Origin of the sequence: Streptomyces sp. NPDC018693 (assembly GCF_044391385.1) — a bacterium.
In the GTDB taxonomy this organism is placed as follows: Bacteria; Actinomycetota; Actinomycetes; order Streptomycetales; family Streptomycetaceae; genus Streptomyces.
In genome coordinates this window covers 131,764-146,686 of sequence record NZ_JBIRZZ010000012.1, presented here as the reverse complement: position 1 = coordinate 146,686, position 14,923 = coordinate 131,764, and the positions used below count along the sequence as shown (strand labels likewise).

13 protein-coding genes are annotated in these 14,923 nt (G+C 71.5%); 12 read left to right on the top strand and 1 reads right to left on the bottom strand.

From position 1 onward, the window contains the following. The first annotated feature begins 1 nt into the window (after position 1). The 3 genes from ACH5AC_RS28085 to ACH5AC_RS28075 are packed head-to-tail and all read left to right on the top strand — an operon-like array spanning position 2 to position 2,659. A complete protein-coding gene (locus tag ACH5AC_RS28085; RefSeq protein ID WP_398864967.1) occupies positions 2-991 on the top strand; it encodes a right-handed parallel beta-helix repeat-containing protein in 990 nt (329 codons plus the stop codon). Positions 992-1,040: 49 nt separating this feature from the next. Continuing rightward, positions 1,041-1,712: a bifunctional 4-hydroxy-2-oxoglutarate aldolase/2-dehydro-3-deoxy-phosphogluconate aldolase gene (locus ACH5AC_RS28080; protein ID WP_398864966.1), complete on the top strand. Its 672-nt coding sequence runs from the start codon at positions 1,041-1,043 to the stop codon at positions 1,710-1,712. Further along, positions 1,709-2,659, top strand: a complete 951-nt coding sequence (locus tag ACH5AC_RS28075; RefSeq protein ID WP_398864965.1) for a sugar kinase — start codon at positions 1,709-1,711, stop codon at positions 2,657-2,659. Before ACH5AC_RS28080 ends, ACH5AC_RS28075 begins: the two co-directional genes overlap by 4 nt. Positions 2,660-3,068: 409 nt before the next feature. Here ACH5AC_RS28075 and ACH5AC_RS28070 read toward each other — a convergent pair whose 3' ends face one another. Further along, positions 3,069-4,118 carry a LacI family DNA-binding transcriptional regulator gene (locus ACH5AC_RS28070; protein WP_398864964.1) on the bottom strand — a complete coding sequence of 350 codons (1,050 nt, stop codon included), beginning with the start codon at positions 4,116-4,118 and terminating at the stop codon, positions 3,069-3,071. Between the two features lie 209 nt (positions 4,119-4,327). Here ACH5AC_RS28070 and ACH5AC_RS28065 point away from each other — a divergent pair, with 209 nt between their 5' ends. The 9 genes from ACH5AC_RS28065 to ACH5AC_RS28025 are packed head-to-tail and all read left to right on the top strand — an operon-like array spanning position 4,328 to position 14,915. Continuing rightward, a complete protein-coding gene (locus ACH5AC_RS28065; protein ID WP_398864963.1) occupies positions 4,328-5,602 on the top strand; it encodes an ABC transporter substrate-binding protein in 1,275 nt (424 codons plus the stop codon). A gap of 13 nt (positions 5,603-5,615) precedes the next feature. Beyond that, positions 5,616-6,587, top strand: a complete 972-nt coding sequence (locus tag ACH5AC_RS28060; protein ID WP_398864962.1) for a carbohydrate ABC transporter permease — start codon at positions 5,616-5,618, stop codon at positions 6,585-6,587. Beyond that, a complete protein-coding gene (locus ACH5AC_RS28055; protein ID WP_398864961.1) occupies positions 6,574-7,512 on the top strand; it encodes a carbohydrate ABC transporter permease in 939 nt (312 codons plus the stop codon). Before ACH5AC_RS28060 ends, ACH5AC_RS28055 begins: the two co-directional genes overlap by 14 nt. A gap of 33 nt (positions 7,513-7,545) precedes the next feature. Continuing rightward, positions 7,546-8,310 carry an SDR family NAD(P)-dependent oxidoreductase gene (locus ACH5AC_RS28050; protein ID WP_398864960.1) on the top strand — a complete coding sequence of 255 codons (765 nt, stop codon included), beginning with the start codon at positions 7,546-7,548 and terminating at the stop codon, positions 8,308-8,310. After that, on the top strand, positions 8,298-10,088 hold the full coding sequence (locus ACH5AC_RS28045) for a heparinase II/III family protein (RefSeq protein ID WP_398864959.1): 1,791 nt from the start codon (positions 8,298-8,300) through the stop codon (positions 10,086-10,088). Before ACH5AC_RS28050 ends, ACH5AC_RS28045 begins: the two co-directional genes overlap by 13 nt. Before the next feature lies 1 nt (position 10,089). Beyond that, a complete protein-coding gene (locus tag ACH5AC_RS28040) occupies positions 10,090-12,060 on the top strand; it encodes a hypothetical protein (protein ID WP_398864958.1) in 1,971 nt (656 codons plus the stop codon). Position 12,061: 1 nt separating this feature from the next. Then, on the top strand, positions 12,062-12,685 hold the full coding sequence (locus tag ACH5AC_RS28035) for a DUF624 domain-containing protein (RefSeq protein ID WP_398864957.1): 624 nt from the start codon (positions 12,062-12,064) through the stop codon (positions 12,683-12,685). Continuing rightward, a complete protein-coding gene (locus ACH5AC_RS28030) occupies positions 12,682-13,752 on the top strand; it encodes a nitrous oxide reductase family maturation protein NosD (RefSeq protein ID WP_398864956.1) in 1,071 nt (356 codons plus the stop codon). The genes ACH5AC_RS28035 and ACH5AC_RS28030 overlap by 4 nt, the downstream gene beginning before the upstream one ends. Beyond that, a complete protein-coding gene (locus ACH5AC_RS28025) occupies positions 13,749-14,915 on the top strand; it encodes a GDSL-type esterase/lipase family protein (RefSeq protein WP_398864955.1) in 1,167 nt (388 codons plus the stop codon). The genes ACH5AC_RS28030 and ACH5AC_RS28025 overlap by 4 nt, the downstream gene beginning before the upstream one ends. Positions 14,916-14,923 lie beyond the last annotated feature (8 nt).

Genomic DNA, 14,923 nt, shown 5'->3' with positions numbered 1-14,923 from the left:
GGTGACATCAGCACGGAAGATCTCAGAACTTCTCACTCGAGTCGGGCTGGCGCTCGCGTGTGCCGGCGCGGCGGTGCTGGGCGGAGCGGCGCCGGCGAGCGCGTCGACGGTGTCGGTCTACATGAGCACCAGCGGCAGTGACCAGAACGACGGTTCGTCCTCCCGCCCGGTGAAGTCCCTGCAGAGGGTCAAGCAGATCCTCATGACCAAGAGCACCGACAGCGCGACGATCCTCATCGCCCCGGGCACGTACTACGAGACCGCGAAGGCGACCTGGGGCGGCGTGCCGCAGAGCACCCTGCTCTTCAGGCGAAACGGCGACACGGGACGTCCGGTGTTCGACGGCGCCAATTTCTACCCGAACGTGAAGTCGCACTACTGGATGGACACGGCCGGAGGCCCTCGCCTCGATGTCAGGGAACTGCGGGTACGCAACTACCGAACCGGCGGGATCCGGATGGCCACCAGCGACAACATCGTCCGGAACATGATCTTCGAGAACCTCGGCAACAAGTACGTGCCGCACGCCGAATACGACGGCTACGCCGCACTTCACCTGCTCGGCTCGTCGAGGAACACCATCAGCAACGTCACCTTCCGCAATCTGGACAACACGGGTGGCAGCTGCTTCGGCTGTATCCATGCCGTCTACGCGGCCGACGGCAGCAGCGACAACCAGATCGACGACAGCAGGTTCTCCTACATCACCGGGGACCCGGTGCGGCTGCGCAACGCGAGCAGCAACAACGTGATCGAGCTGAACTCGTTCGCCGACTCCGCACGTGGCGGCACCGACCGGGCCATGGTCTCGTTCTGGCAGATCGACAGCGGCGACGTCTGCGGCACCGGAAACAAGGTCAACAACAACACGTGGAACGGGAAGTTCTTCGACGGCACGGACGGTGCGCCGATCATGGCGTCGGGTGCCAATCCGGGACTGACCCGCTGCACCGCCGCGATCAGCGGAAGCGGAAACGACCTCGTTCCCTGACACCGCCCTGTCCGGTCCCAGCCACCGTCCTCAGCGAATCGGATCGCCGATGAACACCTTCCTTCGCCCACCGTCCGACCGACCCCGCACCGCGCCCAGCGCAGCGCTGCTGCGCACCGGCGTCGTGGCGGTGCTGCGCGCCGGCTCCCCGGACCACCTGGTGCCCGCGGCCGGCGCCCTCGTGGACGCCGGGCTCGTGTGCCTGGAACTGACCCTGACCACTCCGGGCGCGCTGGAGGCACTGGAACGTGTGCGGGCCGAGTTCGGCGACGTGGCGGACATCGGTGTCGGCAGTGTCCGTTCGGCCGTCGAAGCCCGTCGGAGTCTGGACGCCGGCGCGAACTTCCTCGTCTCGCCCGCGTCTGCCCCCGAGGTCGTCGCGGAAGGGCTCAAGGCCGGTGTTCCGGTGTACGCGGGCGGGCTCACCCCCACCGAACTGGCCGCCGCCTGGGACGCCGGGGCCAGCGCGGTCAAGCTCTTCCCGGCGTCCACGCTGGGTCCGGCGTATCTGAGAGCGTTCGCCGACCCCTTTCCCGGCGTACCGGTGATGCCCACCGGCGGCATCGGGATCGATGACGTCGGCCGCTGGATCCGGGCCGGGGCGCTGGCCGTCGGTCTCGGCGGTGCGCTGTCCGGCGACGCGTTGCACGGCGGTGACCTCGCGGCACTCGCGGACCGGGCGAGGCGCGCGCTCGACGCGGTAGCGGGAGCCGGGGCATGAGCGTCGGCCGGGTCGTCACCCTGGGCGAGACGATGGGGCTGCTCGCCGCCACGAGCGTCGGGCACCTGCAGCACGTCTCCCACATGGCGCTCGGTATCGGTGGCGCGGAGAGCAACGTGGCCGTCGCCCTCGCACGACTGGGCACGCCGGTGAGCTGGATCGGCCGGCTCGGCGGGGACTCCGTCGGCGACCGCGTCGTCCGCGAACTCACCGCAGAGGGGATCGACGTACACGCCGTACGGGACGCGGAGGCCCCCACCGGCCTGATGCTCAAGGAACGGCTGCCGGGCGGTGCGGTGAGGGTCTGGTACTACCGTGCGCACGGTGCCGGCGCGCGCCTGGCCCCGGCGGACATCGACGACGGTCTGATCGCGGGAGCCCGGCTGCTGCACGTCACAGGTATCACTCCCGCGCTGGGGGAGTCCGCCGCCGCTGCGGTGTCCCATGCCGTGGACGTGGCCCGGGCGGCCGGGGTGACGGTGTCGGTGGACGTCAACCACCGGTCCGCGCTGTGGCCGCCCGAACGTGCCGCGCCGGCCCTGCGGGAGCTGGTCGCGCGAGCCGATGTGGTGTTCGCGGGCGACGACGAGGCTGCCCTCGTACTCGGACGCGAGGGTGCTCCGGAAACGCTCGCCTGCGCGCTGACCGATCTGGGTCCCACCAGTGCGGTGATCAAGCTCGGCGCCGACGGCGCGCTGGCCCGGGCCGACGGCGAGACGCACCGGCGTGCCGCGGTCCCGGTGCGGGTGACCGACCCCGTCGGGGCAGGGGATGCGTTCGTCGGCGCCTACCTCGCCGAGCGGATGGCCGGTGCGGATGTCGAGCAGTGCCTCTCCACGGCCGTCCTGGCGGGGGCGCTGCTCTGTACGGTGCCCGGCGACTGGGAGGGCATGCCGACCCGGACGGTGCTCGACAACTGGACGGGAGCGGCGGACGTCGAGCGCTGAGCATCACACGGGCGCCCGCCTCGGCAGCTCCGGGGCGGGCGCCCGTCTGTGCGCTCTGCGTCGGCCCGTCCGGCAACGCCATGGGCCGGGCCGCACGGACACCGCGGGGCGGGGCGGCACGGACACCGCGGGGCGGGGCGGCACGGACGAAGGCCGCCAGAACCTCGCAATCGCCGCCGCGCCCGGGAGCCGGCCCCGGACGCGCGCCGTCGACTCCTGTACGACAAGCCGCGGCCGGATGAGGAGCGACCGTCATTCGATGCCGGCTCGTGGTTGTCGGAAGGTTTCGGCGGCCGTGTCGGGCAAGGGTTGCCGGACGGTGGTGTGGGGCGGCTTGAGGAGGTCGGCGTGCGGGATGTCGTAGAGGGCGACGACTTTGGCCGTGGCCCGGCTGTTCGCTGCCTGGGGGTCAGCCCTGGACGGGGGCTGTGGACTGGCGTACGACCAGCCGGGGGCGGATGAGGAGCGAGCGTCCGGCTTCGGCGGTGGATTCGATGCTGGCCCGGAGTTGTCGGAAGGTTTCGGCGGCCATTTCGGGCAGGGGTTGCCGGACCGTGGTGAGCGGCGGCTCGAAGAGGTCGGCGAGCAGGATGTCGTCGAAGCCGACCACCGAGATGTCCCGGCCCGCGGTCAGACCGAGATCCCGGGCGCCCCGGCAGATGCCGATCGCGCACATGTCGTTGACCGCGACGAACCCCGTGGGCGGCTCGGGGGCGGACAGCAGTTCGCGGGCGGCGCTGCGGCCGAGTTCCGCGGACTCCTTGTCGCCGAACTCGCTGGTGACGGCGCCGGGCCAGACGATCGCCGCGGACGGATCGACTCCCGCCTCCTCCAGCGCGGTGTGGAAGCCGCGCAGCCGCTCACGGCGGTTGACGCTGTTCACGGAGCCGGAGACGAACGCCAGCCGCCGGTGGCCGAGCTCCAGCAGATGGCGGGTGGCGAGCTCGGCGCCCATCGCGTTGTCGACGCTGATGCTGGCGAGGGACGCCGGGTCGCCGGCCTGGGCGGTGCGGTCGAAGGCGACCATCTTCAGGCCCCGCTTCAGCAGCGGCGCGACATGGTCGATGGAGGGGAGCGAGGAGCACAGCACGACACCGGTGACTCCGTCGGTCAGCAGTTCCTCCCCGTACTTCAGCTCACGGGCGGGATCGCGCTCGCTGTTGCACAGCAGCACGTGGTACCCCTCCGCGAGAGCGATGCCCTCCAGCTCGCGGGCCAGCGCTCCCCAGAAGGGGTTGGCGACGGAGGGCACGATGAGGCCGATGACCTTGATGCGTCCGGTGCGCAGCATCCTGGCGGCACGGTTGGGCCGGTAGCCCAGTCGGCCGATCGCCTCCTCCACCCGTGCGAGCGTGGCCGGCTGCATACGGCCCGTGCGGCCGTTGAGGACATTGGACACCGTGCTGGCCGACACGCCTGCGGCCTCGGCCACCTGATGGATGGTTACCCCGCTCAACATTCCCTCCGAGTCCGGCCGTCCACTCTAGTGCATCGATCCACTGCGCTCTACCTTGGCTTCCTCTGTTAACGCTGGAGAATTTTCTCGTGCACGAGCCGTTGACGCCCTTCCGCACTCGTTTCTAGCATCAGTGTATCGATTTACCAGCCCCACCCCCCAAATCTCAGGTGCTTTGCGATGTATCGATGCACCACCCTGAAGGGGTCTCCATGACACTCGACAGACGATCCGTTCTGGCCGCTCTGGGAGCCGGCACCGCTGCGGCCCTCACCGGGTGCGGCGGCACGGGCTCGGAAGACGGTTCGGCGGGCAGTGGCCCCGCCAAGGGTGAGATATCCCTGCTCACCCCCATCTTCGAAGGCTCCGACGGCAGGAAGCTGCTGGAGCAGGACATCCTCGGCGCCTTCCGCAAGAAGTACCCCGACGTCACCGTGAAGGTCGACTACACCACGTACAAGCAGCTCAACGAGAAGATCACCACCGCCCTCGCGGGCGGACTGCTGCCCGATGTGCTGATGATAGGCGTGGGCTGGGTCCCGCCGTTCGCCGCGAAGAAGGTGCTCGCACCGCTGCCCGAGTCGCTCGCCACCGCCCACGGCTACGAGGAGCGGGTCCTGGAGCCCTCGCGCTACGACGGCAAGCTCTACGCGCTGCCCACCGTGATGGCCACCCGCCTGGTCGCCTACCGCAAGGACCACTTCGCCGCCGCGGGCATCAAGAAGCCGCCCGCGACCTTCGCCGAACTGCGCGCCATGGCCAAGCAGTTGACCAAGGGCGACCGGATGGGCCTCGACCCGTACTCGATCGATCTGCGGCAGTGCTGGGAGACCTTCCTGTTCGCCAACGGCGGCTCCCTGTTCAGCGCGGACGGCCGCAAGGTGACCTTCACCGACCAGCGCGGGGTGGAAGCCCTGCAGTTCTTCAAGGACGTCAGCGCGGACGGCTCGGCCGACTTCGCCAGGAAGACCGAGGGCGACGCGGGCGCTCCCACCAACATCCAGTCGGGGAAGGCCGCCATGATGGTGACGGGCAGCGGCCTGTGGAAGCAACTGCGCGAGCAGACCCCGGAACTCATCGAGAAGGACCTGATCGGGGCGTTCGTGCTGCGGGGCCGCAGGCCCGCGATGCTCACCGGTGGCACCCTGGTCACCCAGTCCGCCCGGAGCCGGCACCCGGAGGCGGCCCGCGCGCTCGTCGAGCACCTGGCCGCACCCGACTCGATCCTGGCGGCCGCCCAGCAGCGCGCCACCGTGCCCGGCCTGCGCGAACTGCGCTCCAGCGCGTACGTCAAGGAGAACAAGCTCGTCGACTTCTCCCTGCAGAACCTCGACAGTGCGTGCGCCGAGGGCGGCACGCCCGCCTGGATGGAGATCCGGGAGAAGATCAAGCCGACCCTGGAGCCCGCCATCGTCGGGGGCGTGTCCGCCGCGGACGCCATCGCCGAACTCGGCGCGCTCGCCGAGTCCGCGATCGCTCGGCTGTGAGGGGCTGAAACACGTGGTCTCCCTGCCCATGGCGAAGACGCGGCCGGACCGGCCGCCGTCGTCACCCCTCCCGCCGTCCCTGTCCCCGGCCGGCCCGCCGCCGCGCGGCCGGGGTCCCGGAGCGCGGCGCCGCCGGGCCGGGCTGCTGATGGTCGCCCCCGCCCTGCTGCACGCCGGGCTGTGGATCGGACTGCCGGTGGTCGCTGCCGTGTTCCTGGCGTTCACGTCGTACGACGTGCTGACCGCCCCCAGGTTCGTGGGCCTGGACAACTTCCGGGACCTGCTCGACGACGCGGTGTTCCGCAAGTCGATGGTGAACACCGTCGTGTACACCTTCTTCACCGTGCCGGTCGGCATGGCCATCGGCCTGCTGCTGGCCATGGCGCTGAACACCGGGCTGCGGGCCCGCGGCGTCTTCCGTACCGCGATCTTCCTGCCGCAGGTCACCGCCACGGTGGCGATCGCCCTGGTGTGGCTGTGGATCTACAACCCGCGCAGTGGCCTGTTCGCCACCCTGCTCGCCCTCTTCGGCATCGACAGCCCCGCCTGGCTGGCCTCGACGACCTGGGCGATGCCGTCGGTGATCCTGGTCGGTATCTGGCAGGGCATCGGGATGAAGATGCTGCTGTACCTGGCGGCCCTGCAGAACCTGCCCCAGGAGCTGTACGAGGCGGCATCGGTGGACGGCGCGTCCCGGGTCCGGCAGTTCTTCTCGATCACCCTGCCGCTGCTGAAACCCGCGACGTTCTTCGTCCTCATCACCTCGATGATCACGGCTTTCCAGTCCTTCGACCAGATCTACGTCCTCACCGACGGCGGCCCCGCCCAGAGCACCACGATGATGACCTACGAGATCTACAAGTCGGCCTTCCGGGAGTTCCGCTTCGGCTACGCCAGTGCCCAGTCGCTGGTCCTCTTCGTCCTGCTGATGGCGTTCACTCTGGTCAACCGGCGGCTCATGGGAGGTACCCGTGGCCACGACTGAACAGCTCCCCACCACCGCGGCAGGCGCCACGGACCGCCGGGCAGCGTCGCCGGCGCGGCCCCGCCGATCCGGCAGGGGCGGGCGGATCGCGCTGTACGCGACGCTGACCACGGTCGCCGTGCTGATGATGGCGCCCTTCGTCTGGATGGTTCTGACCTCGCTGAAGACCCCGGCGGAGTTCGCCGCGCAGGACGCCGCACTGCTCCCGCGGCACTGGCAGTTCGGCAACTACCGGGACGCCTTCCAGGCGGCGCCCTTCGCGACGTACGCCCGCAACAGCCTGATCATCGCGGTCAGCCATACCGTGCTGAACGTCGCGGTGGCCTCCATGGCGGGGTACGCGCTGGCCCGGATCCCCTTCCGGGGCCGGGAGTTCATCTTCTACTGCTTCATCGCGGCGCTGATGATCCCGACGTACACCAAGGTGCTCCCGGAGTTCCTGATCGTCCGCTTCATGCCGCTTGCCGGCGGCAACGACATCCTGGGGCAGGGGGGCAGCGGCTGGCTCGACTCCTGGTGGGCGCTGATCGTCCCGGGTGCCGTGACACCCTTCGCGGTGTTCCTCTTCCGCCAGTTCTATCTGGATCTTCCGGTCGAGCTGGAGGAGGCCGCGCGCCTCGACGGCCTGGGCGAGTTCAGCATCTACGCCCGCATCATGACCCCGCAGATCCGGCCCGCCCTGATCACGGTCGCCCTGCTGACCTTCGAGAGCTCCTGGAACAACTTCCTGTGGCCGCTGCTGGTGACCCGCACCGACAGCCTCCGCGTGATCCAGGTCGGTCTGTCCGTCTTCCAGAGCGAGAACAACACCCAGTGGCACTTCCTGATGGCCGGCACGACCCTCGCCACTCTCCCGATGGTCCTGCTCTTCCTCATCGGCCAGCGCTACTTCGTCCAGGGCTTCGCCACCGCGGGCCTCAAGTGACCGCAGCCGGAAGGCTGCTGAAAGGGATTGTCCATGTCTGCTGATCTCCAGGGGTCCCGTGCGCTCGTGACCGGTGCGGGGCACGGCATCGGCCGGGCCGTCGCCGTCGCGCTCGCCGGGGCCGGCGCGGATGTCGCGGTCCACTACCACAGCTCCGCGCAGGAGGCCGGACGGACGGTGGCCGCGATCGAGTCGCTCGGCCGCCGCGCCAAGGCGTTCTCCGCGGACGTGACGGTGACGGCCGAGGTGGACCGCCTGGTGGAGGAGGCCACCGGATTCCTCGGCGGCCTCGACATCCTCGTCTGCAACGCCGGTCATCTCATCGGCCGTGTCCCGGTCGCCGAAATGACCGACGAACACTTCGACCTGGTCGTCGACACCAACCTGACGGCCACCTTCCGCACCTGCCGCGCCGCGCTGCCCCACCTCGACCGCTCCGCCCACGGCCGCATCGTCACCATGTCGTCCCTCGCCGCGCACAACGGGGGCGGCCCGGGATCGGTCGCGTACGCGGCGGCGAAGGCGGGAGTGCGCGGATTCACCAAGGGCCTAGCGAAGGAGGCCGCCGCGCAGGGCGTGACGGTGAACGCGGTCGCGCCGGGCTTCATCAAGGGCACCGCCTTCCACGACACCTTCACCACGCCCGAGGCGCAACAGGCGCTGGAGGCGGGCATACCGGTCGGCCGCGCCGGCACCCCCGAGGACGTGGCCGCGGCGGTGCTGTACCTGGCGTCCCCCGCCGCCGGGTTCCTCACCGGTACGACCGTCGACATCGACGGTGGCGTATGGCCCCGGTGAACCCGGTGAAGCGGATACCGCGCGAACGCGGCGGCTGGTGGCACGCGTACGTCTGCCCGGTGCACGGCGTCGAGCTCGACCACGGTGATCCGCTGAGCGGAAGCTTCCCGGAGGCCGGTGCGCGCTGCCCGCACGGCTGCCGGGTGGACACCGAGGACGTGCGCGCCGCGTGGACGGTCCTGTCGCACCAGGCGTGGGCCCGGCACATCCGGGCGCTGGCCGAGCGGGGCGAGGACCAGGAGAGCGCACGGCGGCTCACCGAGTACGCCGCCCTGTATGCCGAACTGGCCGGGCAGCACCACGACGGGGCACAGCCGTGGATGCTGCGGGGCCGGCTGTTCCACCAAGCGCTCACCGAAGCCATCTGGGCGGTGAACATCGGGCACGCGGCCTGGACGCTCGCCGGGCGCGGCACGGACTGCGGCGCCGGGGTGCTGTCGCTGCTCGACGAACTGGAGCGGGCCGCGCTCGACGCCCGTGACGTCCTGGTCGCCCGGGGTGACCTGGCGTCCAACTACACGGCCTGGCTCAATGCGGCGGGCACCGTCACGGGGCGGGCGGCCGCGGCGGTGCGCGGCATGCCCTGGACCGGTGCGAAACAGTGGCTCGACGGCGAGCACGGTCTGTACGCCCATCTGCGGTCCGCCGTCGCGGGCGACGGCTGGGAGTGGGAAGGCAGCACGTACTACCACGGCTTCGTGCTGCGGGCCGCGCTGCTGGCGCTGCGCGGCACGGATCCGGCGCAGCTCCCGCTCGACGTCACCGGCACGCTCACCCGGATGACCGATGTGCTGGCGGCGATCAGCACCGACGGCGGTGTGCTGCCCGCGCTGCACGACGGCCCCTACCGGCGCCCTCCGCTGGCCCTGGAGTGGCTCGAACTGGCCGTGCTGGCAGGGCAGTTCGCCCCGTCCCCAGCGCTGGCCGCGATCGCCGGACGGGCCCGCGCCGAGCTGAACGGGGCCGACGACGGTCTGGACCGGCTGCTGGACGGCTGGTTCACGGGCCGGCCGCTGCCCGAGCGCCCGGCGCCGGGCCCGGTCACGGTGTTCGAGGACACCGGCTACGCCGTCGTACGAGCGCCCGGTATCCACGCGGTACTGGACTTCGGACCGCACGGAGGTTCCCACGGCCACCGCGACAAACTGGCGCTGTACCTGTACGGAAAGAACACCCCGTGGCAGCCGGACCCGGGCCAAGTGCCCTATGCCCACGCCGAGTTCCGTGAGCTGTACGCCTCCGCCGCCGCGCATCCCGCCTTCCGCGTGGACGACACGGAGCAGCACGAGTGCGCGGGACGGCTCCTCGCCGCGGACGCCCGGTCGGTCACGGCCGAGGTCACCAGGGCCTACGACGGTGTCCGTGCGGTGCGGCACATCGAGACCGGTCCGGCCCACCTGGTGGATCTTCTGACGGTGACCGCCGACGACGCCCGCCGCGTCACCGCCCAACTGCGCCCGGACACCCCCTTGGACGTCCGGGCCACGACCGGCGGCACGCTGCGGACCACGTGGCACGGCGAGGAGACACTGCACGGCTGGCACACCGCCTCCGCACCGGTGGCCGTGTTCACCCGGCCCGGCCCGGGACCCGCCGACGACCCGCAGCGCACCCGCAGCCGGGTCGACCTGACCGCACGGGCCGAGCGGATCGTGTTCGCCTCCGTCTACCAGGCGGCGTCCGCGGGCCCGGCCGTGACGCGCGTACGACTGACCGGAGCCGGACTCGAAGTGCAGTTCGCCGACGGCTCCGGATCCCTGCACCGGACGGAGTGCTGACGTGCTGCTCACCGCCACCCCGCCCGCCGGTCCACGCCCCGCCCAGGAGCGGCGCCTGTACGACGAGGCCGCACGCCACCGCGCGCTCACCCCGCCGGCGGAGCACCCCACGGCGAGCATCACCTGGCTCGGCCCCGCCGCCGCCAACCCCGCGCTCGCCCACCGCCTGTCCGGTGACCCCGCCCATCTGGCGGAGAGCCGGCGCTGGATCGAGGCCGCGGTCCGCTTCCCCCACTGGGGCAAGGCCCATATGCCGGACCACGACCTGGACGCGGGCTGGCTGCTGCACGGGCTGTCGCTCGCGTACCACTGGCTGGGCGAGGCACTGCCCCCGGACTTCCGGGCCGCACTGCGGCGCAAGCTCCTGCTCCAGGGCCGTCGCCTGCACGAGTTCGCGGTGGCGACCGAGGGCCGCTGGTGGTCCTCGTCGTACTGGCAGAACCACAACTGGATCTGCCACGCGGGTCTTGCCACGGCGGGCTACGTCCTCGGCGAGCGGGAATGGACCGAGCGGGCCAAGGACAACCTGGCCCGGGTGCTGGACCTGCTGCCGGAGGACGGCTCGCACGCCGAGGGTGTCGTCTACTGGCGCTACGGAGTGCCCTGGCTCGCCATCCACCTGGATCTGCTTCAGGACGCCGAAGGCGTCGACTGGTGGGAGCGCGGCGGCTTCCTGGCCAACACCTTCCGCTACCGGCTGCACCAGACCGCCCCCGGATACGCCACCACCGTCGATCACGGCGACTGCCACGACCGGCGCAGCGGACACAGCGCCGCCCTCTACTACCGGCTGGCCGCACGGTACGGCATCGCCGAGGCGCAGTGGCTGGGCGAGAAGGTGAGCCGCGAACTGCTCCCGCAGGAGGCCGCCCTGAGCGGGGTGCGACCCGGCATCCTGCCGGAGGCGTACCTGGAGTACCTCTGGTACGACCCGTCCGTACCCGCCCGCGAACCCACCGCGAGGACCGCCTACTTCCCCGACCTGGGGCTGCTGGCCGCCCGTACCGGCTGGGGCGAGGAGGCGACGCTGGTCTCCTTCAAGGCGAGTCCGGGCGGCGGGCACAAGGCGTGGGAGACCAGCGCGAAACACCGCGCCGAACTCGGCTGGGAAACCCTCACCACCGGTCACCACCACCCGGATTCCGGCTCCTTCGTCCTGGTCGGCCAGGGCGCGTACCTCGCCGTGGACGAGGGTTACAGCAACCGCAAGCGCGCCGCCCACCACAACCTGCTGCTCGTCGACGGCCAGGGATACGCCGACGAGGACCGCTACCACGTCTACCAGGACATCCCCCACGAGCGGCAGGCGCGGCAGCGCGACGTACTCGCCGAGGGCGGCTGGGCGCACGCCACCGCGGAGATCGCCGCCATGTACGAACCGGCGCTCGGCGTACGCCGACTGGACCGCACCCTGGTCTTCACTCCCTCGGGACGGCTGGTGCTGCTGGACCTCGCGGAGGCGGACACCGGGCGGGAGTGGACGTTCCTGCTCCAGACCGACGAGCCGGTGGCGGAAGCGGCGGACGGCGGGCTTGTGATCCGCGCCGGTACGGCGCGGGCCCTGGTACGCCGATTCGCACCCCACCAGGTCCATGTCTCCGCCACGGTCACCGAGGTCGAGGCCAGTCCGACGTCCAGTACGCCGGAGCTGCGGATCACGCGGACGCTGCACACGACACGGACGACGACGCCGCGCACGCCCTCGGCGCACTTCCTCACGGTGATCGAGCCGGGGACCGCGCCCACCGTCCACGAGGTGTTCTGCGAGGAGGGCCACGGTGTGTCGTTCGGCGACGAGACCGTGCTGCTCGCTCCCGTCACCCGGCGGATCCGCGGGGGCGGGGTGACCGCCGAGGCCGCCGCCGTCCTCATCAGGGGCGAGGAGGTCCACGTGGTCGCCGCACGGCGGGTCGAGGTGGCGGGCCGTGTGGTGTGCGACGTCCCGGAACCGTTCACGGGAAGGACCTGCTGACATGCGGATCACTGCCGTGTCTGCCCCGTCCGTGCCCTCCGGCGGCTGGTCACTGCTGCTCCGGCGGCTTGAGCATGTCGCCTACCCGGCCGCCGCCGGGGCCGCGTTCACGCTGCTCGCCCTGGGAGTGGTGACCTGGCTGCCGGCGCTCGCGGCCATGGCGCGGGCGCTGCAGCGGTGGCGGGCGGAGGGCGACGGCAGGTGCTTCACGGGCACCTTCGCCGCCTTCCCCCACTACTGGCGCGCCCTGTGGCGGCAGGGCCTGGCGGCGACCGCGGCCCTGGCCGTCCTCGCGGCCAACGTGCTTGTCCTGTTCGGCCGTCCGGACCCGGTCGCCTTCGCACTCCTCGCCGCCCAGACGGGGATCGCCGCCGCGTCGACCGTCCTCTGCGTGGCGCTGGCCGCGCAGGCCGCGCTGGCGCCCGGCGCCCCGGTCTCCGACTGGGCGCGGGACGCGTTCGCCCTCGGCTTCGGTTCACCCGCCCGCGGAACCGCCCTGCTGGGGGCCGCGATCTCCGCCGCGGTGCTGTCCCTCGTCGTTCCGCTCGGCCCGCTGCTGCTGGGCCCGAGCCTTCCCGTCCTGCTCGCCCTGTCCTTCGCCGATCCCCGGAGGAACCCGTCATGAGACCCATCACCCGCACCGCGCTGACCTCGGCGCTGCTCGCCTGCGCGCTGCCGCTGGCCCTCCCGTCGCCCGCGGCGGCCGCATCCGCGTACTACGTCAGCCCGTCCGGCAGCGACACCAACCGCGGCACCTCTCCCGACGCACCGCTGGCCACGGTCCAGCGGGCCCTGGACCTCGCCCCGTCCGGCGCGGTGGTCAGACTCGCACCGGGCACCTACCACCAGGACTTCACCACCCGGCGGCCGGGCGTCACGGTCACCGGCCCGTCGTCCGCCGTGGTCAAGGGCGCCGGACAGATCCGGGTCATCCAGGTGCAGCACGACAGGACGGTGCTCGACGGATTCACGGTGGACGGACTGCACGGCGCGCCGGACGGCCCCGGCGGGTACCGCGCCAAACTGATCTACGCCATGAGCACCACTCCCGGCGACGGAGTCGACAGGCTGCGCATCAGCAACATGACGATCCAGAACGCCCTGGACGAGTGCGTCCGGCTGCGCTACCTGGTCACCCGCGCCGAGGTGTACGGCAACACCATCCGTGACTGCGGTGTGGACGACTTCCGCTTCGGCGCCGGAGGCAAGAACGGCGAAGGCATCTACCTCGGCACCGACCCGGGCCAGCAGGGGATGAACGGCGCACCGGACGCCGCCCCGGACGTCAGCCGCGACAACCGTATCCACCACAACGTCATCGACACGCAGGGCAACGAGTGCGTCGACATCAAGGAGAACTCGACCGCCAATCTCGTCGAGCACAACGACTGCACCGGCCAGCGTGACACCAGCTCCGGCGGCCTCGACGCACGCGGCAGCGGCAACACCTTCCGCTACAACACCGTCCACGACAACCTCGGCGCCGGCGTCCGGCTCGGCGGAGTCACCCCCGAAGAGGGCCTGCACAACAACGTGTACGGCAACACCATCACCGGCAACGCCAAGGGCGGCATCAAGATCATGACCACCCCGCAGGGCCAGGTGTGCGGCAACACCATGAGCGGCAACACCGGCGGCGACTCCGTGGGCACCCACGGCCACCTCTACGACCCGACCGGGTCGTGCTCGTGAGGCCCGGCAGACCCGTCGCACGGCGCGGGATCCTCACCGCGGCAGCCGGACTGGCGGTCGCCGCCCAGGCCGCCCCGACCGCCCAGGCGGCACAGGCGACGCCGCCCGCCCCCGCCTGGGCCACCTCCTGGGCCACGGCACAGACCGCGCCGACCGCCGCCGACTTCCTGGCGTCCGAGGGCTTCACCGATGTGACCCACCGTGCCGTCGTACGGCTGTCGGCCGGCGGGCGCCCCAGACTGCGCTACGGCCACGCCTTCGGTACCCAGCCCGTACTGGTCGGGCCGGTGACGGCGGACGGCCACCGGGTGACCTTCGGCGGCGCGGCACAGGCGTGGCTGGCCGCGGGCGCGACCCTCACCAGCGATCCGATACGCGGACTGCGCAAGGCCGACGGCACGGACCTCACCGTGGACACCCGTCTCCCGGGCCCCACCGGCCCGTTGTCCTTCCACCGCAACACCCACGCCACGCACTACGTCTCCGACCCCGGCGGCGGCTCGTTCCAGACCCGCACCAACTCGGTCTTCCTGCTCACCGGAGTGGATGTCGCCGAACCGACCGGCCCCACCGTGGCCGTCCTCGGCGACTCCATCGCCGAGGGAGTCGGCACCCCCGACAACGCCAACCTCCGCTGGCCCGACCAGCTCGCGGACCGGCTGCGCGGCGCGACCGTCGCCAACCTGGGCATCAGCGGCAACCGGCTGCTGCTGAACGACGCCCGGTTCGGCCCCGGCGGCCAGGCCCGCTTCGACCGCGACGTGCTGGCCCTGCCAGGGCTGCGTACGCTCCTCGTCCACCTGGGCGTCAACGACCTGCAGCAGCCTCCCAGTCAGACCGAGCCCACCCGGATCCTCGCCGGCTACCGGCAGCTCGTCCTGCGCGCCCACGACGCCGGACTGCGCGTCATCGGCGGCACCATCACCCCGTTCGAGGGCTGGCTCCGCTGGACCCCCGAACTCGACGTGGTCAGGCAGGAGATCAACCACGTACTGCGCGGCGGGCGGCTCTTCGACGCCCTCGCCGACTTCGACGCCGCCCTGCGCGACCCGGAACGCCCGTCCCGGCTGCTCCCCGACTACGACCACGGCGACGGTCTGCACCCCAACTCCGCCGGGCACGCCGCACTCGCGGCGGCGGTCGACCCCCGACTCCTTCACTGAGGTCCGCG